This window comes from Roseiterribacter gracilis (assembly GCA_018332375.1).
Classification (GTDB): domain Bacteria; phylum Pseudomonadota; class Alphaproteobacteria; order BOG-932; family Roseiterribacteraceae; genus Roseiterribacter; species Roseiterribacter gracilis.
This window is the reverse complement of the sequence record BOPV01000001.1, coordinates 1895760-1915278: the sequence shown is the minus strand read 5'-3', so window position 1 is coordinate 1915278 and position 19519 is coordinate 1895760. Positions and strand designations below refer to the sequence as shown.

Sequence of the window (19519 nt, the reverse complement as noted above, 5' to 3'; positions counted from 1 at the left end):
TCAACCGGCATGGCTCCTGGGTAGGCTTGCGCCAAATTTTGGGGAGGGAACGATGAAACGCAGTTTGGCCGTTGCCGCGCTGGCCTTGTTGTTGGGCGCAACCGACGCCGCTCAGGCGCAAACCGCCAAAGCGCCCTATCCGACCATGGCGCCGATCGAAGCCTATCGAATGAAGAGTCGGACCGATGAGATTGCGCTGGCGCGCAGTGCGGCGCCGGCCGCGATTGCGAAGGATGCGGAGATTCTCGTTCTCGGCAGCAAGGGCTATGAAAGCGCTGCCAAGGGCACGAACGGATTCACCTGCATCGTCATTCGCGCCTGGGCCAACAAATTCGATCACGCTGATTTCTGGAATCCGAAAATCCGCGCACCGCATTGCTTCAACCCGGCCGGCGCGCGTTCGGTTCTGCCGACCTATCTCAAACGAACCGAATGGGTTCTTGCCGGCGTTGCCAAAGACGAAATGGAGTCGCGCACCAAACAAGCGGTCGCCGCAAAGGAGATCACGCCGCCCGAGATTGGTTCGATGTGCTACATGCTGTCGAAAGGCGGTTATCTCGGCGACGACGTCGGCGGCGCCTGGCGTCCGCACCTGATGTTCTACCTGCCGCCGACTGAACCTGCCACGTGGGGCGCCAATCTTCCCGATGTGCAAGTGTTCGCTGATACGGGCGGGGTGGAGCCGGTGACGGTCTTCTTTGCACCAGTGCGCGACTGGTCGGACGGCACCCCCGGTCCGATGCCCAAGAAGCAGATGAAAATGTAGCTGCGTCTATCTCGCGGCGGCCGCGGCCCATGCGCCGTACAGGCCGCCGACGAGATATTCGACGCCAACCGCGGCCAGAATGATTCCAAGCAGCCGCGTCAGCACTTCGGACAAGGTCGGGCCGACCAGTTTTGACAGGCGGTTGCTGGCGGCGAAGGTCGCGTAGGTGATCGCCAGCACCGCGATCAACGTGCCGATCACCACCGCTTGCGCGCGCCAGTCATGTTGCGCACGGCCCATCATCAGCATCACCGACGTGATTGCGCCCGGGCCTGCGATCAGCGGCATCGCCAAGGGAAAGATCGAGACGTCTTCGGGATGGGTTTCTTCGACTGCGTCGGCGCTGCGCGAGCGGCGCTGTGTGCGGCGCTGGAACATCATCTCCAGCCCGATCAGAAACAACATCGCTCCGCCGGCGGCGCGAAAGGCAGGCAGCGAGACGCCCAACGCATGCAGCAACGGATCGCCCGCGACCGCGAACAGCAACAAGACGCCGCCGCCAATGCCGACGCCGCGCAACGCCAGGTGGCCGCGCAACCGCCAGCCCGCTTTTTGCGCCAGGCCTTGATAGATCGGGATCAGACCCACCGGGTCGATGATCACGAACAAGGTGATGAAGCTGTTGAGGGCGAGGTCGAGCATAATTTAGCCGCGCAGCGGCTCCCGAATTTCACTTCGTGAATTCAGGAGCCGCTCGCGGCCGAAGGTCAAGCGCAACCGGCGTTGAAATCCGGGAGCGCCTGCGGCGCTAGGTATTAGCGCTCGGTATGCGTGCTGGTCGTGGTTTCTTTCTGCGCCGTGCCGTCCGGACCGGTCACAGTTGCCGACGACTTGGTCTTGGAATCGGTTTCCGATCCAAACAGACCTTCTTTGTGCGTCACGGTGCGCTGTTTGATTTCGGCTGAGCTCTGCTCGCTGCCGGTCGTCACGCTGGAGCTGGTGCCCGACGTACCGCGCGCGGTGATGCACGTGCTGCGCTCGGATGCGGTCGGCAGCGACGCGCAATCCGTTTCAGCCGAGGTGGTCGTGCGTGTCGTGGTGCTTTCGCTGACTTGCGCAAAAGCGGGCGTGGCTGCGAGCAGCAGCGCCGCCGCGAGAAGTTGCGGACGCATGATATCCTCCAATGTCGGTTGATCCCGACGATCCAACCGATCGCGGCCGACACCGTTCCGACCGACGGATTTTTGGTGTGGTTAGAGGAGGCGCGCTGCGAGCGAGATTTCGCGTCGGTCGCGCTCGGCCGCGTCGTCATTCAGCATCGGCGCGGTTCGCGCCTGGTACAAAGCCGCAATCTCGGCCGGGGTTGCGGGATCCTGCGCCAAGGCCGCAAGCGTCAGCGCAGCGCAAGCGCGGATCGTTGCGCGTGTCGCGTCGGCGGGGATGCGCGCTTCTTCATCGCTGGGGCTCGGCCATAGAATCCGCGCCAGCGCCGAATTGCCGAGATCGATGCGGATGCCCGACGCCAGAGTCTGCGCAATCTCGCGCAGATAGGTCGGCGATGCCGCGTCCTGGCGCAGCCGCATCATCGACGGGGTTTCGAACCAGGCGACCGCTTCGTCTTCGAGACCGAGATCGCTCGGACGCACCGCTTCGCCGGCGGTGATTTCGACGCCGCCCGCCAACGCGGCAAGCGCGCGGCCGACCGCAACCCGATGCAGCGCGCGTTCGAATGCGTCGCCGTGGGAGGCTTCAGCGCGGCGTTGCAGCGCCGCGATGCAGGTGGCTTCGACCGCGATCCAGGCCAGGCGGCGCGCGGCCCAGCGTCCGGGCTCGTCGGGTCGTGCACGCACCGCTTCGCATGCAGCCGCCAGATAGTCGCGCGCAGCGATGTGCGCGTCGCGCGTCTGCAGCAGTGTGTCGTCGCCCATGGCGACGTGGTCGGCGATCCGTGCTTCGGCGATATCATTCATGCGGCAGCGACTGTACCGGCCGGGCGCGCGCGCTGGTAGGGTCGGTGTGCATGCAAGACTCAGCCGCTCTACAGACAAGCCGTGCCGGCCCGATCCTGGTTTTCGATTCCGGCGTCGGCGGTCTGTCGGTGGCGGCCGAAATCCAGGCGTTGTTGCCGGCCTGGCCCGTCGCTTATGCCGCCGATAATGGCTTCTTCCCCTATGGCACCAAAGAAGAAGGCGAGCTGATCGATCGCGTCGAAGCGGTGATGGAAAAACTGATCGCGCGCATCGACCCGCCGCTGATCGTCATCGCATGCAACACCGCATCGACCGTCGTTTTGCCGCGGTTGCGTGCGCGCTGGCCGCAAATTCCCGTCGTTGGCACCGTGCCCGCGATCAAACCCGCGGCGGCGCGCAGCCGGTCGCGCACGATCGGCATTCTGGGCACGCCCGGCACGGTGCGACGCGCCTACACGCAGGCGCTGCTCGATCAGTTCGCGCCCGACTGCAACGTCGTACGCGTCGGCTCGGCCGAGCTGGTGCAGCTCGCCGAACGTCGGCTGCGCGGCGGCGTCGTCGAAAGCCACGAGCTGGAACCGATCCTGGCGCCCTTCGTCGCCGATCCGGCGTGCGACACGATCGTGCTGGCTTGCACCCATTTCCCGTTGCTGCGACCCGAACTGATTGCTGCCAGCGCGCGTCCGTTCGACTGGATCGATTCCGGTCGCGCCATCGCAGCGCGCGTCGCGACTTTGCTCGCCGATGCCGGCGCCGAACCGACCGGACGCAATGGCGGTGGCGTGGCGTGGTTCACCGAAGACGAACCGTCGGTCGCGGCACTGGCGTCGTCCTTGGCGCGGTTCGGCTTGCAGCGTACGCGCACAGACATCATGTCCCCTCTCCCCGAGGGAGAGGGCTAGGGTGAGGGTTTGTTCTTCGAGCGAAACAATCCTCACCCTCCCACGCGCTGACGCGCGCGGGTCCCTCCCTCTCCTTCGAGGAGAGGGGTTTTTCTGATGCGCTACCTCTCCGGCCTTGCGGTCATTGCGATCTGGGTCGCGTTTCTCGCCGGCGAGATTTTCGGTGCGCGCGAGCTTGCAGCGCCGCTCGGTGCGGCCGGTCTTGCCGTCTTCTTTCTGCGCGAAGCGCGGCTGTTCACGCGCTTTGCCTGGTTCAACGTTGCGGGCGCCGCGATCGCGGCGGCCGCCGTGCTCGCTTTCACGGATCATGCCGGCTCGTTGCTGTTGCAAGCGGCGCGCGCGGCGACGTTGCTGGGCGCACTGCTGACCTCGATGTCGTTGCTGCGCGAAGCGGCGCGACGCTCGCCGATGGTGCAGGCGGCTGGACGTGCCTTGGTGCAACAGCCGCCGGGCCGGCGCTATGTCGCGCTGACCTTCGGCGGGCATCTGTTCGGCATTCTGTTCAGCTACGGTTCGATGACCTTGCTGGGCACGATGGTGCAGGCAGGCAATACGCTGGCGTCGAATGGCGGCGACGTCGATCTGATGAAGCGGCGCGAGAAGCGCATGATGATGGCGTTGCTGCGCGGCTTTCAGGGCCAGATGCTGTGGGCGCCGACCGGCGTGTCGATCGCGCTGATCCTGGCGACGATGCCGGAACTGACCTGGCCCGAAATTGCGATGTTCGGCGTGCCCGCCACGATCGTGTTTCTGTTGATGGGCTGGGCCTATGACCGCGCCACCATGCCGAAGAAGCGGCCGGCGGTGATGGTCGAAGAAGGCGTGCATCTGTCGGCAGTGTTGCCAATGGCGGGCTTGGTCGCTGCGATCATCCTTCTCTCGATCGGGCTCGAGTATCTGTTCGGCGGCCGCCTGATCGCCTGGATCATCGCAGTGGCGCCGATCTTCGGCATTGTGTGGATCGGGCTGCAGACACCGAACGAGTTGTTCCGCCGTCTCGGCCTCTTCTTCGGCGACGAAATTCCGGCGCAGCGGCAAGAGCTGGTGGTGCTGACCGTTGCGTCCTTCGTCGGCGTGTTGATCGCAGCACTGCTGCCCGCCGAACAATTGCGCGGCGCATTGCTGGCCGGCGCAATTCCGGTGTGGCTCGCGGTGCTGGCAACCACCTGGGCGGTGGTGCTGGCGGGGCAGGCGGGATTCTCGCCGATCATTTCGGTGACGGTGATTGCAGCACTGCTGCCCAACCCGTCGCGCTATGGATTTTCGCCGGTCGCTTTGGCGCAGGCGATCTCGTGCGGCTGGGCGCTGACGGTTGGATCCAGCCGCTCGATCGCTGCAACCCTGATCATCGCGCGTCTGGTCGGTGTGCCGGCGCCGGTGATCGGCCGCGTCTGGAATCGCGACTTCACCTTGATCGGACTCGCCGTCGCGTCGGTCTATGTCGTGGTGCTGCAGCTTCTAACGGCGCCGTAGGCGCCTACTTTATTGGAATTCTGGCCGCGCGGTGCGCGTCCAGACGGCGCCCTGAGGCCCCGCCCATCAGGGCACCACATCAGTGCTGCGCATTCGCGGGAGCGGGAAATTCATTTGGCCCGCCGCGTCATACTCCGTAAGGCGTAAGCGTCAATCAATTGGAGTTTGCGCTGTGTCGAAGGAACGCCGGTACGTCGCGTGCGACGTCTTCACCAATGTCCGGTTTGGCGGCAATCCGCTGGCCGTCGTGCTCGATGCCGAAGGGCTCAGCACCGAGCAGATGCAGAAGATCGCGCGCGAATTCAATTACAGCGAGACGACTTTCGTGTTGCCGGCCAAGGATTCGGCCAACGACGCCAACGTGCGCATCTTCACGCCCAATTTCGAAATGCCGTTCGCGGGCCATCCCAATGTCGGCACCGCCTTCGTGTTGAAGAATGAAGGCGCGGTCTTCGGGCGCAAAGTCGGCGACCGGCTGCGCTTCGAAGAAATCGCCGGTCTGGTCGAGATGGAGCTGACTGCCGACGGCGTGGCGACGTTGACAGCGCCGCAAAAGATTTCGGTGTCGGGCACGATCCCGCGCGCCAAGTTGGCCGAGTCGATCTCGCTCGACGAAAAAGATCTGAAAGGTGACGGCGTGGTCGCATCGGTCGGTGCGCCGTTCATTCTGACCGAACTTGCATCGCGCGACGCGCTGGCGCGCGCCAAGCCGAACCTGCCGGCGTACGAGCGGAATCTCGCCGGCAATATCCATGACGGACTCAACGCGACGGGCGTGCATTGCTGGGTGCGCGATGACGGCGGCGAGTTCGATCTGCGCGTGCGCATGTTCGGCCCGCTGAAAGGCGTGTTCGAAGATCCCGCCACCGGCAGTGCCAATGCGGCGCTGAGCGGCTATCTCGCGCGTGAGTCGGCGACGCCGATCAAATTCCGCATCGCGCAAGGCATCGAGATGGGACGGCCGAGCTTACTGCTCGCCGAAGCATCGTCGTCGCGCGTGCGGCTGGGCGGTTCGTGCGTGACGACGATGCGCGGCACGCTGCTTACCTAAGCGGTCGATTCACCAACCACAGCGCCAGCGCAATCAATACGCCGCCCAATGCCTGGGTTGGGCGGATCGGCGTGCCGAGGATCAGTGCTGACAGCAGCACCGTGAAAGCGGGCGCCAGAAACAACCATGCGCTGGCGCGTGTCGCGCCGCCCATGCGCAATGCGACGAACCACAGACCGAAACTGATCGCCGAACCGGGGATGGCGAGGAACACAAACCATCCCCAATCGACCGCGCTCAGTTGTTGTGGCCATTGCTCGCCCGACAGCGAAGCGAGCAACAGCAACAGCAGCGCGCCGATCAAGGTCTGTCCGAACGACACCCACCAGCTCGGCAGCGACGGCGTCATGCGCTGATTGAGAATGGTGGCACCAGCCCAGCAGAACGCAGCCGCGAGTCCGATCAACTCGGCGGGGTTGAGCGTGAACTCGCCGCCCAACGCCAATGCGACGCCGACGACGCCGCAGACGAGTCCGGCGATCTGCACCGCGCGCAACCGCTCGCCGAAGAAAAGCCGGTTGGCGAGCGCGACCCACAGCGGATTGGTGAAAGCGAGAATCGCGACGCTGGCGGGCGGCACGGTCTGCATCGCCCAGAACATGCACCCCATTGTCGCCGCGGTTTGCAGCACGCCGATCGCGCTGACGACGGCCCAACCGCGCGCTGGCAAGCCGGCGAAATTTGGTTTGGGCGACAGGATCGCTGCAATCGCCGCCAGCGCGACCGCCGCCAACAGGAAGCGCCAGCCCAGCAGCGCGAAGGGCGGCACGTTCGCCAGCAGAATTTTGCCGGCGATGAAGGACGACGCCATCAGGAAGGTGGCGCCGACCAGGGCGGCGGGGAAAGCAAAGCGGTTCACGGACCCGGTGCTACGCGGAAGCGGGCCGGTTAGGGAACGTCGGAGCCTTCGGTCGCGGCCGAAACCTGCTGCAAACCCGGCGAGCCGGGCTCATCGAGCCGGCTAGAAGGTGATCCAGTTGGCCAGGACGGCCACGAAAATCACCACGATCGCGCTCAGCGAGATCCCCAGAATCCAGCGAACATGCCCGGTTTCCACCCCGGCCCGGGCGTCGTCAGCCGATTTCACGGGGGCGAGGTGGCTTTGGTCTTGGGTTGGATTGGCCATATCCCAGCAACAAGGGACCCGGGCCCAAGGTTTCCTGCTCTATATAAGAGAGGCGGCCGGGCCCCGGCGGGGAGCTACGCGCCAGTCTCTGCCAGTCTCTGGTTGACTCGGCGGGCTTGATGCGTAGGATCGCGCGCTTCGCGGACCCCCCTTTGCGGGTCCGTTCCGTTTTTTATGGGTTTGTGAGGCCCGAGGCCATGTTCGCAGTCGTGAAGACCGGCGGTAAGCAGTATCGCGTCGCTGCCGGCGACGTCATCAAAGTGGAAAAGCTGGCGGGTGACGCCGGCGCCACCGTGACTCTCGACCAGGTCCTGATGGTCGGTGAAGGCGAAGGTGCCAAGGTCGGCACGCCGCTGATCGCCGGTGCCAAGGTCACCGCCCAGGTCGTCGCGCAGGCGCGCGGCCCGAAGATCATCATCTTCAAGAAGAAGCGCCGTCAGAACTATCGCCGCAAGAACGGCCATCGCCAGGATCTGACGATCTTGCGCGTGACCGACATCGTCGCGGCTTGATCGGCGCGTAAGGAGTACTGAGCAATGGCACATAAGAAAGCCGGCGGCTCGTCGCGCAACGGTCGCGACTCGGCAGGCCAACGCCTCGGCGTGAAGAAGTTCGGCGGCGAGACCGTCATTCCGGGCAACATCATCGTCCGCCAGCGCGGCACGAAGTGGCACCCGGGCCAGAACGTGGGCTGCGGCACCGACCACACGCTGTTCGCGTTGGTCGAAGGCCAGGTTCGCTTCCACAAGACCCGCAACGGTCGCGATCTGATTTCGATCGTGCCGGCGCTGGCTGCCGAGTAATTCGGGCCAACCGCAGAGAATTCGAAGGGCGGGCCCGCAAGGCCCGCCCTTTTCGTTTCTGCGCTAGCGCGAAGTCGCCGCCATGAAATTTCTCGACCAGGTCAAAATCTACGTACGTTCGGGCGACGGCGGCGCCGGCGTCGTCGCGTTCCGGCGTGAGAAATTCGTCGAGTATGGCGGTCCGTGGGGCGGCAATGGCGGCAAGGGCGCCGACATTGTTTTTGAAGTCGTCGACGGTCTGAACACGCTGATCGACTTTCGCTACACGCAGCATTTCAAAGCGCACAAAGGCTATAACGGCGAAGGCCGCGACAAGACTGGTGCAGCGGGCGACGATCTGGTGATCAAAGTCCCGGTCGGCACGCAGGTGCTCGACGAAGATCAGGAAACCGTGCTGCTCGATTTTACCGAGCCCGGTCAGCGCGTCGTGTTTCTGCGCGGCGGCGACGGCGGTTTTGGCAACGCGCATTTCAAAACCTCGACCAATCGCGCGCCGCGCAAATCGACGCCGGGCTGGCCCGGCGAAGAACGTTGGGTGTGGCTGCGGCTGAAGCTGATTGCGGACGCCGGCATCGTCGGTCTGCCCAACGCAGGCAAGTCCACCTTCCTGGCTGCGTGCACGCGCGCCAAACCGAAGATCGCCGATTATCCGTTCACGACTTTGGCGCCCAATCTTGGCGTCGTGCGCATTCGCGACCGCGAATTCGTGCTCGCCGACATTCCGGGTCTGATCGAAGGCGCGCATGAAGGCGCCGGCCTCGGCGACCGGTTCCTCGGCCATGTCGAACGTACCGCGACCTTGCTGCATCTGATCGATGCGACGCAGGACGACGTGGTCGAGGCGTACAAGACGATTCGCGAAGAGCTGACCCAATACGGCGCCGGCCTCGATGAAAAAGACGAGCTTCTCGCGCTCAACAAAATCGACGCGGTCGATCCTGCCGATCTGAAAAAGAAACAGAAGGCGCTGACCAAAGTCGCCGGCCGTGCGCCGCTGCTTTTGTCGGGCGCGACCGGGCAGGGCGTCGAGCCGGTGCTGTTCGCACTGCTCGACCGCGTGCGCGGACGGCCGATCAAAGTCGACAAAGACGGCGAGGAAATCGCCGAAGAACCCGACAACGACGCAGTGTGGGATCCACTGGCGTGAGGATGGGGGCGTGACTCTGCGCGACGCGAAACGCATCGTCGTCAAAGTCGGATCGGCCTTGCTGGTCGGACGCGACGGTGCGTTGGACGTGTCGCGACTGGACGCGCTGGCTACCGACATCGCCGCCTGCCGCGCGCGCGGCCAGCAACTGATTGTCGTCACGTCGGGCGCAGTCGCGCTTGGACGTGCCGCTTTGGGTTGGGGCATGCGCCCGTTGAAACTCGGCGAGAAGCAAGCCGCCGCTGCGGTCGGACAAATCCGTCTCGCTGACGCCTGGGCACGCGCACTGGGCGCACACAGCCACGTCGCGGCGCAGATGCTGCTGACCTTGGAAGATACCGAAGCACGCCGCCGTCATCTGAACGCGCGCCAGACCTTGGAAGCGCTGCTGAGCAACGGCGCCGTGCCGATCATCAATGAGAACGACACGGTCGCGACCACCGAAATCAAATTCGGCGACAATGACCGGCTGGCTGCGCGCGTGGCGCAGATGGCGTCGGCCGATGTGCTGATCCTGTTGTCGGATATCGACGGTCTCTACACCGCCGATCCGCGCAAAGACCTGACGGCGATGCGCATTCCCGTGGTCGAGCAATTGACCGCGCAAGTCGAAGCGATGGCGGGCGAGCCGCCGCCGGGCTGGTCGTCGGGCGGCATGGTGACCAAGCTGGCTGCAGCGCGCATTGCGACCGCTGCTGGGTGCCGCATGGCGATCGCGCACGGACACGCCGCGCAACCATTGCTGCAGCTCGACGCAGCCGACGCTGCGTGCACCTGGTTCCGCGCCGCCGAAGCGCCGGGCACTGCGCGCAAACGCTGGATCGCATCGCACGTGTCGCCGGCCGGATCGGTGCGCGTCGATGACGGGGCCAAACGCGCGCTCGGCGACGGCAAAAGCCTGCTGCCCGCCGGTGTCACCGCCGTGGAAGGAAATTTCACGCGCGGCGATTTGATTACGGTGCGCGACGCAAGCGGCCACGAGCTGGGGCGCGGCCTGTCGGCCTATGACGCCGACGATGCGCGCCGCATCGCCGGTCATCGTTCGGCCGAGATTGCGCGTTTGCTCGGCTATGAAGGGCCCGACGAATTGGTTCATCGCGACGATCTGGTGCTGGGATGAAACATCTTCTTTTGTTGTTCGCGCTGTTGCTGACCGCGGCGGCACCTGCGCCGGTCGCGAATTCGCCCGAGCGCATTGCCAAAATCGCAGCGTCGCGCGACCTGCCGGGCTCGCTGCATCCCGACACGATCGAAGCGCGCCTCGCACCGCTGGTGACGTTGAACCGCAAGCCGCCGACGGCGACGCAGGTGATCACCTTCACCGATTACGGCCTGCGCAGCTCCGACTTGGTGCGACGTGCGTTGGTGCGGTTCCAGCCCGGCGGTAAAGCGCGCGTGCAGTTGGAATTTGCAGCGTCGCCGGACCTGACCTTCGACAAGTTGGCGTCTGCAATCGAAACCGTGCGCGGCAAGCCGGCCGAGAGCGAGGCGTTGCGCAAGTCGTGGAACGCGCCCGACGGCATGGTGCAGCTTTTCACCGACAAGGGGCGCGAAGGCGAAGACGTGCTGGTGCTCGAACTGGTGAAGGGCTGAATGAAGCACGTCGTTGCTCTTCTCGCGCTGCTGTTGCTGCCGGTCACGGCGCAGGCTGCGATCGGTCCCGCAGAGAAGATTGCAGCCGTGGTTGCAGCGCCCGATCTGCCGCAGACGCTGCGCGAAGATACGATCGAGCAGCGTTTCTCGCCGGTCGTGCGCTTGAAGCGTCGCGCGACGACGCCGGTCATCTTGTTCACCGACGCGGGCGCCGGCAGCTCGGTTTGGGTGCGTAGCGCGATGGCGCGCTTTGCCGCCGACGGCCGCGCGCGCGTGCGGTTGGAATTCACCCCGTCGCCCGAATTGACCTTCACCGCCTTGGCCGAGGCGATCGAAATCCAGCGCGGCGCGCCGACCGAAAAGACGGTGATCCGCCGCCGCTGGGATGCAACCGACGGCGTCGTGCGATTGCTGACCGCAACCAGCCGCGACAATGGCGATGAAGTGCTGGTGTTGGAGCTGGAGAAAGAGCCGTTGCGATGACCGCTTCACAGGACGCCAGCGCGTACAAATTCTGGATCGACGAGCGCGTGCGCTTTGCCGATATCGACGCGCAGGGCCACATCAACAACAACGCCTACAATGTCTATATCGAAGGCTGTCGTTTCGACTTCTTCCGTTCGATCGGTTGGATCGATCCCAGCAGCGGCAAATACGGCGTGCTGGTGCGGATCGAAGTCGATTACCACGCCGAGACGATGTACGGCGCCAGCATCCGCGTCGGTCTGCGCGTCTCGAAAATCGGCCGCACCTCATTCACGCTCGAAAGCGCAGTGTTCGACGGCGCGCGGTGCGTTGCGACCAGCACGGCAGTGCAGGTGCGGATGGCAGCAGCGACCAAGCGGCCGGTCGAACTGACCGACGACGAAAAAGCCAAGCTAGCGACCTACAGTTAGGCGTGGTGCTGGAAACACAGCTCGAAGCCGTCGGGATCGACGACGTAGAGCTGTTTCATGCCATAGGGCGCGATTTTGGGTGGCGCCACGTCGATCCCTTGCGCGCGCAGATGCGCAAAGGCCGCGTCGACGTCCGGACATTCGAAAAACAAGCCGGTGTCGCGATGCGCCGCCTGGCGTGCCGGGTCGGGTGACGCGGGCCGTTCGTCGTCGGGATCGTAGGCGGTGTTCAGCATCAGCCAGGCCCCGCCCAGCCGCAGCATGCACCAATTACATTCGTCGCCGGGGGCGCTGGCGTTGACCAGCTCGAAACCCAACCGGTCGCGGTAGAACGCGATGGCGCGGGGCATGTCGAAGACCTGCAGCAAAGGGGCCACGCCCCGCACGTCGATGGCCATGTTGGCCTCCAAGCGCATCCGATTGCCGGACATTAACATGGCTCTGCGCCGAGCCGCTGGCCGAACGCGCTTCCGCCCGCTACTTGTCGCGCATGGACGCTGTTGCCACCGCCCCGCGCACCATCCGGCGCGACGAGTACCGCCCGCCCGCACATACCGTGCGCCGCGCCACCTTGACCTTCGATCTGCGCGACGAGGCGACCACGGTCGCGGCGCGGCTGCGCATTGCGCGGAATGAGTCCGGACAGGGTGTGCTTCACCTGCATGCTGCGACCGATCTCGAAATTCTGTCGCTGCGCGTCGACGGTGTCGAAACCGCCTACGAACGCGACGAAGAAACCATCCGCGTTCCCGCCGACAAGGACGAGCTGCTGGTCGAAACCGTGACGCGGCTGCGTCCGGCGCAGAACACCGCGCTGGAAGGTCTGTACCGCTCCAGCGGCGTCTTCTGCACCCAGTGCGAGCCCGAAGGCTTTCGCAAAATCACGCCCTATATCGACCGGCCCGACGTGATGGCGCCGTTCACCGTGCGCATCGAAGCCGACCGCGCGTCGTGCCCGGTGTTGTTGTCGAACGGCAATCCGATCGAAAGCGGCGATCTCGAAGACGGCCGACATTTTGCGGTGTGGGACGATCCGTTTCCCAAGTCGGCCTATTTGTTCGCGCTGGTGGCGGGCGATCTCGGCTGGGTCGAAGATCACTTCACGACGATGCACGGCCGCGAGGTCACCTTGCGCATCCACGCCGATCGGCGCGACCTGGGCAAGCTCGACCACGCGATGGAATCGCTGAAGAAGTCGATGAAGTGGGACGAGGACGTCTACGGCCGCGCCTACGAACACGACGTGTTCAACATCGTCGCCGTCGCCGACTTCAATATGGGCGCGATGGAGAATACCGGCCTCAATATCTTCAACACGAAATACGTGTTGGCCGACAAAGAGATCTCGACCGACCTCGACTATCAGGGCGTCGAAGGCGTCATCGCCCACGAATATTTCCACAACTGGTCGGGCAACCGCGTCACGTGCCGCGACTGGTTTCAACTGTCGCTGAAAGAGGGTTTCACCGTCTATCGCGACCAATGTTTCTCGGCCGACCAGTCGGGCGCCGCGGTGCAACGGATCAGCGACGTCGAAACGTTGCGGCGGGCGCAGTTCCCGGAAGATGCCGGCCCGACCGCGCATCCAATCCGGCCCGACAGCTATATCGAGATCAACAACTTCTACACGCCGACCGTCTACGAGAAGGGCGCCGAAGTCGTGCGCATGTTGCAGGCGCTGTTGGGGCCGGAGAAATTCCGCAAGGGCACCGACCTCTATTTCACGCGCAATGACGGCAACGCGGTGACGTGCGACGACTTCGTCGATGCGCTGCAAGATGCGTCGGGCATCGACCTCACTGATTTTCGTCGTTGGTACGGTCAGGCGGGTACACCGCGCCTCACCGCGCGCACCTCGTGGGACGAAGCTGCGCGCCAGTTTGAAATCGAGCTGACGCAATCGACCGCGCCGACGCCGGGCCAGCCGAACAAAGAGCCGCTGGTGATTCCAGTGCGCACCGCTTTGTTCGGCACCGACGGCAAGCTGCTGGCGCTCGACGCGCAAGGCACGCTCGAGACCGTGCTGACCTTGGATCAGCCGAGCGCGCGCTTCGTGTTCGAGAATCTACCGTCGCGGCCGATCCCGTCGCTGCTGCGCGGCTATTCGGCGCCGGTGCGGTTGGAGCTCGATCTCGATGCGGCGTCGCTCGCTTTTCTTGCCGGGCACGACAACGATCCGTTCAACCGCTGGGACGCGGCGCAGCAATTGGCGTTGCGCGCTTTGCAAGCGCATCTGACCGGTCGCGCCGACGATCGCGCGCTGCCGGCCTTGCTGGTTGCGCTGCGCCTGACCTTGTCCGATCCCAATGTCGATCGCGGTCTTGCCGCTGCGATGCTGGAACTGCCCGACGAAGCGACCTTGGCGCTCGACGTCGATCAGGTGGCGCCCGATGCCTTGGCGGCTGCGGTCGATCATTTGCACGAAACCGTCAGCCGCGAATTGGGCGACGTGCTGCTGGACGTCTACAAATCCTGCGACACGAACGAGCCGATCGCGTTCGACGCAGCCTCGATCGGGCGCCGTGCGCTGCGCGTTGCATCGCTGCAGATGCTGATGGTGCTGCCGGACGAACATCGTACCGCGCTGGCCGAGACGCAGGCGCGCGACGCGCCGACCATGACCGAACGGATGGGCGCGCTGCGCGCGCTGGTCGATGCTGACGCGCCGGCTGCGGCACCGGTGCTGGATGCGTTCTATACGCGCCATCACGGCGACGCGCTGACGATCGACAAATGGTTTGCGTTGCAGGCAACCGCGCGTCGTCCGGAAGCGCTGACCCGCGTGCGTGAATTGCTCGACCATCCTGACTTTACGCTGGGCAACCCGAACCGCTTGCGCTCGTTGGTCGGCGCCTATGCGGCGTCGAACTTTGTCGGCTTTCACCGCGCCGATGGCGAAGGTTACCGGCTGCTGGCCGACATCGTGCTCGATCTCGACAGCCGCAATCCGCAAGTGGCGAGCCGGTTGCTGGGGCCGCTCAAACAATGGCGTCGCTTCGCCGAGCCGTGGCGCGAACATATGCGTGCGCAGCTCACACGCATCGCAGCCAAGCCGGATCTGTCGCGCGACGTCTACGAAACGGTCTCGAAGAGTCTGGCTTGAGTAAGCTAACGCCCGCCGAATTTCTTGCGATCCTCGAACGCGGCATGCCGAGCGCGCATGCGCTGAATCTCGACGTGCGCTCGATCGAGCATGGCAGCGCGACGTTGGTGCTGCCGGTCGACGCGTCGCATCTGCGGCCGGGCGCCACCTTGGCCGGGCCGACCTTGTTCATGTTGGCCGATCTCGCGCTCTACGCCGCGGTGATGGGCGCGATCGGGCCGGTTGAGAATGCGGTGACGACCTCGATGACGCTCAACTTTCTGCGCCGCGCCGGTGCCGAGGCTCCGCTGCGCGCCGAAGCCAAGCTGCTCAAGCTGGGGCGGCGTCTCGCAGTCGGCGACGTGTCGCTTTATGTCGGCGACGCGCTGGTCGCACACGCGACCGGCACCTATTCGATTCCATGACTCTGCGCGCGCCGACGCGGGACGAGATCGACGCGGCGCGCGCGCGCATTCGCGGCATCGCCTTGCGTACGCCGCTGGTTCGTCTGAAACACGACGGCCCTGACGAGATCTATTGCAAGCTCGAACAGTTGCAGCCGATCGGGTCGTTCAAGATCCGTTGCGGCGCCAACGCGCTTTTGTCGTTGCCCGACGAGGTGCGCCGCGACGGCGTCGTCACCGCCAGCGCCGGCAATTTCGCGCAAGGGCTGGGTTATGCCGCCAAGCAGATCGGCGTGCGCGTTACGTCGGTGGTTCCCGACAGCGCCGCGACGAGCAAGCTGCAGGCGCTGGAGAAGCTCGGCGTCGCGCTCGATATTCGGTCGTACGAAGATTGGTGGCGCGTGATGGAAGCGCCGCATGCGAACGGGTTTGGCGCCAACTTCATTCATCCGGTGATGGAGCCGGCGGTGCTGGCGGGCAACGCGACGATCGGGCTCGAGCTGATCGAAGATCTGCCCGCGATGGCGAACGTGCTCGTGCCATACGGCGGCGGCGGGCTTGCGGTTGGGATCGCGGCCGCGGTCAAAGCCTACCGACCCGACATTCGCGTCTTCGCGGTCGAGACCGAAGCGGCAATGCCGGTTGCGGCCGCGTTTCAGGCCGGTGTGCCGGTCACGGTCGAGATGAAGCCCAGCTTCGTCACTGGCATGGGTAGCCGTCGCGTGCTCGATCCGATGTGGCCGCTGGTGCAGAGCCTGTTGGATGGCGCTGTTTCAACAACGCTGGCCGAAACAGCTTCAGCCATTCGTTTGCTGGTCGAACGGCATCACGTTGTTGCCGAAGGCGCCGGCGCAGCACCGGTTGCGGCTGCGCTTGCTGGTTGTGACGGGCCGACCGTCTGCATCATTTCCGGCGGCCATCTCGATACCACCCATCTACAAGCGATCCTGGCCCATTCGATTCCGGCATGACGGAATTTCATCTGCTGTGTCTAGGCTAGCACCATGCAGCTCCCGCCGCTCTCTACCCTCCGCCTGTTCGAAGCCGCCGGCCGCCGTCTCAGCTTTCGCGAAGCGGCTGCCGAACTTCACGTGACGCCCAGCGCGGTCAGCCACGGTATCCAATCGCTCGAAGACTGGTTGGGCATGCCGCTGTTTGCGCGCGGCGCGCGCGGTCTGTCACTGACCTCGGCCGGCGAAGCCTATCTGCCGCAAGTGCGCGAAGCGTTGCGTCTGGTCGCGGACGGCGCCGCGTCGCTGCCCGGTCGTGGCGGCGCACGCATCGTGCGCATCACCTGCGCGCCGGTCTTTGCGTTGAAATTGCTGCTACCGCGGCTCGATGCGTTTCGCGCGCTCTATCCCGGCATCGACGTCGCGGTCGATACGACGCCGCGCCATGTCGACCTCGCCGCCGAACGGATCGACCTCGCGGTGCGCATGCAGCGCAATGCGGCGCCGGGTACGGTCGCAACCTTGTTGCTGCGCCCGCGCCTGGTGCCGGTTGCGTCGCCTTCCTATGTCGCCGAGCGGCTGGGCGGCAAGCGTGAGTCGTTTGTCGCCAACGGGCAGTTGTTGCGCATCACCGGCGTTAGCGAAGATTGGGACGTGTGGTTCCACGCGACCGGACAAGTCACGCCGCTGCCGCGCGCACCGCTGCGCTTCGACAACATTCATCTGACGATGGAAGCCGCGGTACGCGGCTACGGCGTTGCGCTAGGACGCCGTCCGATGGTCGACGACGAATTGGAATCAGGCCGGCTGGTGCCGCTGTCCGATCACGAAGTGCAGCTCGAAAGCGGCTTCTGGCTGGTGCGTTCGGACGACGCGAACCCACGCACCGAAGTTCTGTCGTTCGAAAGCTGGCTGATGGATACGCTCAAGCAGGGCTAAAAGCGGGCGGACGATCCGGCAGCGAGATCGAGAAGTTCAGCGCCGACGCAATCAGGCCCATCGCAATCGACGCGACCCAGATCGAGTCGTAGTTGCCGGCGAAATCGACCGCCAGACCACCGGCCCAGGCGCCCAGGAACGAACCGATCTGGTGGCTGAAAAAGGTGACGCCGAACAGGCCGCCGAGATTATGCATGCCGAAGAAGCGCGCGATCACACCGTTGGTCGGCGGAATCGTCGACAACCACATCAGCCCCATCGCGCCGGCAAAGGCGTAGGTGCCGACCTCAGTTTTCGGCAGGAAGAAGAACAGCGCGATCGCGACCGCGCGTCCGGCATAGAGCCAGCCCAGCACGCGATGCGGCGGGACGCGATCGCTGATCCAGCCGACCGCGAAACTGCCGATCGCATTGAACACGCCGACCAGCGCCAATGCCGTGCCCGCGACGTGCGGCTGAACACTACATAGCGCGAGATAGCCGGGCAGGTGGGTCACCATGAAGGCGAGATGGAAGCCGCAGGTGAAGAAGCCGAGCGTCAGCAGAATGAAACCAGGTTCGGCGAAGGCCTGTCGTGCAGCGCCGATCAGATCGGGACGGTTCGCAGACGGCGGCGTCTTGCTGCGCAACAAGATGCCCGCGGGTGCTGCAAGCACGATCAACGCAGCCAGGATCGACAGCGACACGGCAATGCCGTTGGCGGCAAGCTGCGTCTGCGCCAGCGGCACCATCACGATCATGCCGATCGAACCGATTGCCGCGGCGAGTCCCATCACGCCGTTGCGATTGGCAGGCGTCGCGATTTTGCCGAGCGCGGTCAGCACCACACCCTGCGTCGTACCGGCAAGACCAATCCCGACCAGCACGCCCATGCCGAGAATGACTTCGAGGCTGGTCGTCGCGTTGGCCGCGATCAGCAGGCCCGCAATGTAAAACAGCGCGCCGACTGCGATCACCGGCAGCGGACCGCGGCGATCGTTGATCGCGCCCGCAAACGGTTGCGCGATGCCCCACAGCAGATTCTGCACCGCGATCGCCAGCGCGTAGCTCGATAGCGGGATCTGCCGCGTCGTCGCGAACGACTCTGCGAAGAGTCCGAACGATTGGCGCGCGCCGAACACGACGCTGAGCACCAGGCCGGACGCAAAAATTGCGAAAGTGAGTCGCGAACGATCAGTCATGGCCGCGATCATGGCGTTCCGCCGCGCGAGCACGAGCGAGATCTGCTCATGGGGCCATGACCCTGACGGATCATCCGTCACGATGTTCTTGCTATGTTCTCATTTGGCCGCTAGCCTCAGCGGATGCCTGACCGAACCCAGCTTCATCCCGGACTTGCCGCCAAAGTCCGGCAGCATCTCGACACATTGCCGGCGCAGGCGACCAAGGGGCGCGGCGCGGTCACCAACGGCAAAAGCGGCCGGTTCGAGCTGCAGCAGGCTGTTTCGGTCGATGACGGCTGGATGGACGGGCGCGACGACGAAGAAGATTCGCCGCTGACCACCGTGCTGGGCATCGACACGGCGCGCAAAGTCATCAGCTACAACAGCTCGCCCGATATCGGGTTCGATCGCTCGGTCAATCCGTTCAAAGGCTGTGAGCACGGCTGCATCTACTGTTTCGCGCGGCCGACGCATGCCTATCTGAATTTGTCGCCCGGCCTCGATTTCGAAACGCGGCTGTTCCACAAGCCCGATGCGCCAGACCGGTTGCGCGCGGAATTGTCGGCACGCGGCTACAAGCCGATGCCGATCACGCTCGGCATCAACACCGACGCGTATCAGCCGATCGAACGCAAATTGGAGCTGACGCGCCGCCTGCTCGAAGTGCTGTGGGAGTTTCGTCATCCGGTGACGATCCTGACCAAGTCGGCGCTGGTGACGCGCGACCTGGACATTCTGTCCCAGATGGCGCGCGAAAACCTGGCTGCGATCGGCCTGTCGATTACGACGCTCGATCCGGCATTAGCGCGCTCGATGGAGCCGCGCGCCGCAACGCCGCCCAAACGTATCGCAGCCATCCGCCAGGCCGCCGAAGCCGGGGTGCCGGTGATGGTGATGAGCGCGCCGGTCATTCCGGGCCTGACCTGTCACGAGCTGGAAGCGATCCTGGAAGCGGCGCGCGAAGCGGGCGCAACGCGCGCGGGCATGACCCTGGTGCGTCTGCCGTATGAGATCAAAGATCTGTTTCAGGAATGGCTGACCGCGCACGCGCCCGACCGCGCAGCGCGCGTGTTGAGCCTGATCCGGCAATGTCGCGACGGCAAACTCAACGATCCGGAATTCGGTACGCGCATGGCTGGTACCGGCCCGGTGGCAGAGGCGATTCAGGCGCGCTTCCGCTTGGCGGTGAAACGGTTGGGTCTCGATACACCGCGCCGCGCGCTGGATTGCAGCAAATTCCGCGTACCGACAGCGCAGCTATCGTTTCTATAGCGGACCTTCCTGGTGTGCGCTTGGTCGTAGGCATGCGGGGGCG

Annotated in this window: 23 protein-coding genes; 16 read left to right on the top strand and 7 right to left on the bottom strand. The window is 64.8% G+C overall.

Annotated features, from left to right (window positions below; translation table 11 throughout):
* Positions 1 to 52 precede the first annotated feature (52 nt).
* On the top strand, positions 53 to 766 hold the full coding sequence (locus TMPK1_RS09515; RefSeq protein WP_420242748.1) for a hypothetical protein: 714 nt from the start codon (positions 53 to 55) through the stop codon (positions 764 to 766).
* 6 nt (positions 767 to 772) lie between these two features.
* Here the strand turns inward: TMPK1_RS09515 and TMPK1_RS09510 are convergent, their stop codons facing one another.
* The 3 genes from TMPK1_RS09510 to TMPK1_RS09500 form a co-directional block, all read right to left on the bottom strand.
* Positions 773 to 1408 (bottom strand): MarC family protein, encoded by a 636-nt coding sequence (locus TMPK1_RS09510; RefSeq protein ID WP_420242747.1) that lies wholly within the window; start codon positions 1406 to 1408, stop codon positions 773 to 775.
* A gap of 113 nt (positions 1409 to 1521) precedes the next feature.
* The gene (locus TMPK1_RS09505; RefSeq protein WP_420242745.1) at positions 1522 to 1878 is read right to left on the bottom strand and encodes a hypothetical protein; all 357 of its coding nucleotides are present in this window, start codon (positions 1876 to 1878) and stop codon (positions 1522 to 1524) included.
* Positions 1879 to 1959: 81 nt separating this feature from the next.
* Positions 1960 to 2676, bottom strand: a complete 717-nt coding sequence (locus tag TMPK1_RS09500; protein WP_420242744.1) for a hypothetical protein — start codon at positions 2674 to 2676, stop codon at positions 1960 to 1962.
* Between the two features lie 50 nt (positions 2677 to 2726).
* Between TMPK1_RS09500 and murI the strand changes: the two genes are divergently transcribed.
* The 3 genes from murI to TMPK1_RS09485 all read left to right on the top strand — a co-directional run bounded on the left by murI (position 2727) and on the right by TMPK1_RS09485 (position 6102).
* A complete protein-coding gene (murI, locus tag TMPK1_RS09495; RefSeq protein ID WP_420242743.1) occupies positions 2727 to 3578 on the top strand; it encodes a glutamate racemase in 852 nt (283 codons plus the stop codon).
* A 96-nt stretch (positions 3579 to 3674) separates the two neighbouring features.
* The gene (locus tag TMPK1_RS09490) at positions 3675 to 5051 is read left to right on the top strand and encodes a hypothetical protein (protein ID WP_420242742.1); all 1377 of its coding nucleotides are present in this window, start codon (positions 3675 to 3677) and stop codon (positions 5049 to 5051) included.
* 172 nt (positions 5052 to 5223) lie between these two features.
* Positions 5224 to 6102 (top strand): PhzF family phenazine biosynthesis protein, encoded by an 879-nt coding sequence (locus TMPK1_RS09485; RefSeq protein ID WP_420242741.1) that lies wholly within the window; start codon positions 5224 to 5226, stop codon positions 6100 to 6102.
* On the opposite strand, the gene TMPK1_RS09480 is transcribed toward TMPK1_RS09485, so the two are convergent.
* The gene (locus TMPK1_RS09480; RefSeq protein ID WP_420242740.1) at positions 6095 to 6961 is read right to left on the bottom strand and encodes a DMT family transporter; all 867 of its coding nucleotides are present in this window, start codon (positions 6959 to 6961) and stop codon (positions 6095 to 6097) included. The genes TMPK1_RS09485 and TMPK1_RS09480 overlap by 8 nt on opposite strands.
* Before the next feature lie 102 nt (positions 6962 to 7063).
* Entirely contained in the window at positions 7064 to 7189 is a 126-nt protein-coding gene (locus TMPK1_RS09475; protein ID WP_420242739.1) for a hypothetical protein, read from the bottom strand.
* A 236-nt stretch (positions 7190 to 7425) separates the two neighbouring features.
* On the opposite strand from TMPK1_RS09475, the gene rplU reads away from it, so the two are divergent.
* The 7 genes from rplU to TMPK1_RS09440 all read left to right on the top strand — a co-directional run bounded on the left by rplU (position 7426) and on the right by TMPK1_RS09440 (position 11667).
* Entirely contained in the window at positions 7426 to 7740 is a 315-nt protein-coding gene (gene rplU / locus TMPK1_RS09470; RefSeq protein ID WP_420242737.1) for a 50S ribosomal protein L21, read from the top strand.
* A gap of 24 nt (positions 7741 to 7764) precedes the next feature.
* The gene (rpmA, locus tag TMPK1_RS09465; protein ID WP_420242736.1) at positions 7765 to 8031 is read left to right on the top strand and encodes a 50S ribosomal protein L27; all 267 of its coding nucleotides are present in this window, start codon (positions 7765 to 7767) and stop codon (positions 8029 to 8031) included.
* A gap of 82 nt (positions 8032 to 8113) precedes the next feature.
* A complete protein-coding gene (gene obgE / locus TMPK1_RS09460; RefSeq protein ID WP_420242735.1) occupies positions 8114 to 9178 on the top strand; it encodes a GTPase ObgE in 1065 nt (354 codons plus the stop codon).
* A gap of 10 nt (positions 9179 to 9188) precedes the next feature.
* A complete protein-coding gene (gene proB / locus TMPK1_RS09455) occupies positions 9189 to 10298 on the top strand; it encodes a glutamate 5-kinase (protein WP_420242734.1) in 1110 nt (369 codons plus the stop codon).
* Positions 10295 to 10771 carry a hypothetical protein gene (locus TMPK1_RS09450; protein ID WP_420242733.1) on the top strand — a complete coding sequence of 159 codons (477 nt, stop codon included), beginning with the start codon at positions 10295 to 10297 and terminating at the stop codon, positions 10769 to 10771. The genes proB and TMPK1_RS09450 overlap by 4 nt, the downstream gene beginning before the upstream one ends.
* Complete coding sequence (locus TMPK1_RS09445) at positions 10772 to 11254, top strand: hypothetical protein (RefSeq protein ID WP_420242732.1); 483 nt, start codon at positions 10772 to 10774, stop codon at positions 11252 to 11254.
* The gene (locus tag TMPK1_RS09440; RefSeq protein ID WP_420242731.1) at positions 11251 to 11667 is read left to right on the top strand and encodes an acyl-CoA thioesterase; all 417 of its coding nucleotides are present in this window, start codon (positions 11251 to 11253) and stop codon (positions 11665 to 11667) included. The genes TMPK1_RS09445 and TMPK1_RS09440 overlap by 4 nt, the downstream gene beginning before the upstream one ends.
* Here TMPK1_RS09440 and TMPK1_RS09435 read toward each other — a convergent pair.
* The gene (locus TMPK1_RS09435) at positions 11664 to 12065 is read right to left on the bottom strand and encodes a VOC family protein (protein ID WP_420242729.1); all 402 of its coding nucleotides are present in this window, start codon (positions 12063 to 12065) and stop codon (positions 11664 to 11666) included. The genes TMPK1_RS09440 and TMPK1_RS09435 overlap by 4 nt on opposite strands.
* 92 nt (positions 12066 to 12157) lie before the next feature.
* On the opposite strand from TMPK1_RS09435, the gene pepN reads away from it, so the two are divergent.
* Genes pepN through TMPK1_RS09415 form a run of 4 tightly spaced genes read left to right on the top strand, consistent with a single transcriptional unit; the run spans position 12158 to position 17042 of the window.
* Entirely contained in the window at positions 12158 to 14770 is a 2613-nt protein-coding gene (gene pepN, locus TMPK1_RS09430) for an aminopeptidase N (protein ID WP_420242728.1), read from the top strand.
* The gene (locus TMPK1_RS09425) at positions 14767 to 15174 is read left to right on the top strand and encodes a PaaI family thioesterase (RefSeq protein ID WP_420242727.1); all 408 of its coding nucleotides are present in this window, start codon (positions 14767 to 14769) and stop codon (positions 15172 to 15174) included. Before pepN ends, TMPK1_RS09425 begins: the two co-directional genes overlap by 4 nt.
* Complete coding sequence (locus TMPK1_RS09420) at positions 15171 to 16124, top strand: threonine ammonia-lyase (protein WP_420242726.1); 954 nt, start codon at positions 15171 to 15173, stop codon at positions 16122 to 16124. The genes TMPK1_RS09425 and TMPK1_RS09420 overlap by 4 nt, the downstream gene beginning before the upstream one ends.
* 33 nt (positions 16125 to 16157) lie before the next feature.
* A complete protein-coding gene (locus TMPK1_RS09415; RefSeq protein ID WP_420242725.1) occupies positions 16158 to 17042 on the top strand; it encodes a LysR substrate-binding domain-containing protein in 885 nt (294 codons plus the stop codon).
* Here the strand turns inward: TMPK1_RS09415 and TMPK1_RS09410 are convergent.
* A complete protein-coding gene (locus tag TMPK1_RS09410; RefSeq protein ID WP_420242724.1) occupies positions 17029 to 18222 on the bottom strand; it encodes an MFS transporter in 1194 nt (397 codons plus the stop codon). The two genes, TMPK1_RS09415 and TMPK1_RS09410, sit on opposite strands and share 14 nt — an antisense overlap.
* 123 nt (positions 18223 to 18345) lie before the next feature.
* Here TMPK1_RS09410 and TMPK1_RS09405 point away from each other — a divergent pair, with 123 nt between their 5' ends.
* Positions 18346 to 19476: a PA0069 family radical SAM protein gene (locus tag TMPK1_RS09405; RefSeq protein ID WP_420242723.1), complete on the top strand. Its 1131-nt coding sequence runs from the start codon at positions 18346 to 18348 to the stop codon at positions 19474 to 19476.
* Positions 19477 to 19519: the final 43 nt, after the last annotated feature.

Excerpts from the sequence above, each read along its gene's own strand:
- TMPK1_RS09490 (WP_420242742.1), top strand. The coding sequence starts at position 3,675 with ATGCGCTACCTCTCCGGCCTTGCGGTCATTGCGATCTGGGTCGCGTTT.
- TMPK1_RS09420 (WP_420242726.1), top strand. The coding sequence starts at position 15,171 with ATGACTCTGCGCGCGCCGACGCGGGACGAGATCGACGCGGCGCGCGCG.
- TMPK1_RS09445 (WP_420242732.1), top strand. The coding sequence starts at position 10,772 with ATGAAGCACGTCGTTGCTCTTCTCGCGCTGCTGTTGCTGCCGGTCACG.
- TMPK1_RS09415 (WP_420242725.1), top strand. The coding sequence starts at position 16,158 with ATGCAGCTCCCGCCGCTCTCTACCCTCCGCCTGTTCGAAGCCGCCGGC.
- TMPK1_RS09500 (WP_420242744.1), bottom strand. The coding sequence starts at position 2,676 with ATGAATGATATCGCCGAAGCACGGATCGCCGACCACGTCGCCATGGGC.
- TMPK1_RS09410 (WP_420242724.1), bottom strand. The coding sequence starts at position 18,222 with ATGACTGATCGTTCGCGACTCACTTTCGCAATTTTTGCGTCCGGCCTG.
- TMPK1_RS09515 (WP_420242748.1), top strand. The coding sequence starts at position 53 with ATGAAACGCAGTTTGGCCGTTGCCGCGCTGGCCTTGTTGTTGGGCGCA.
- rplU (WP_420242737.1), top strand. The coding sequence starts at position 7,426 with ATGTTCGCAGTCGTGAAGACCGGCGGTAAGCAGTATCGCGTCGCTGCC.
- TMPK1_RS09510 (WP_420242747.1), bottom strand. The coding sequence starts at position 1,408 with ATGCTCGACCTCGCCCTCAACAGCTTCATCACCTTGTTCGTGATCATC.
- pepN (WP_420242728.1), top strand. The coding sequence starts at position 12,158 with ATGGACGCTGTTGCCACCGCCCCGCGCACCATCCGGCGCGACGAGTAC.
- TMPK1_RS09505 (WP_420242745.1), bottom strand. The coding sequence starts at position 1,878 with ATGCGTCCGCAACTTCTCGCGGCGGCGCTGCTGCTCGCAGCCACGCCC.
- TMPK1_RS09405 (WP_420242723.1), top strand. The coding sequence starts at position 18,346 with ATGCCTGACCGAACCCAGCTTCATCCCGGACTTGCCGCCAAAGTCCGG.
- murI (WP_420242743.1), top strand. The coding sequence starts at position 2,727 with ATGCAAGACTCAGCCGCTCTACAGACAAGCCGTGCCGGCCCGATCCTG.
- obgE (WP_420242735.1), top strand. The coding sequence starts at position 8,114 with ATGAAATTTCTCGACCAGGTCAAAATCTACGTACGTTCGGGCGACGGC.
- TMPK1_RS09450 (WP_420242733.1), top strand. The coding sequence starts at position 10,295 with ATGAAACATCTTCTTTTGTTGTTCGCGCTGTTGCTGACCGCGGCGGCA.
- TMPK1_RS09435 (WP_420242729.1), bottom strand. The coding sequence starts at position 12,065 with ATGGCCATCGACGTGCGGGGCGTGGCCCCTTTGCTGCAGGTCTTCGAC.
- TMPK1_RS09440 (WP_420242731.1), top strand. The coding sequence starts at position 11,251 with ATGACCGCTTCACAGGACGCCAGCGCGTACAAATTCTGGATCGACGAG.
- rpmA (WP_420242736.1), top strand. The coding sequence starts at position 7,765 with ATGGCACATAAGAAAGCCGGCGGCTCGTCGCGCAACGGTCGCGACTCG.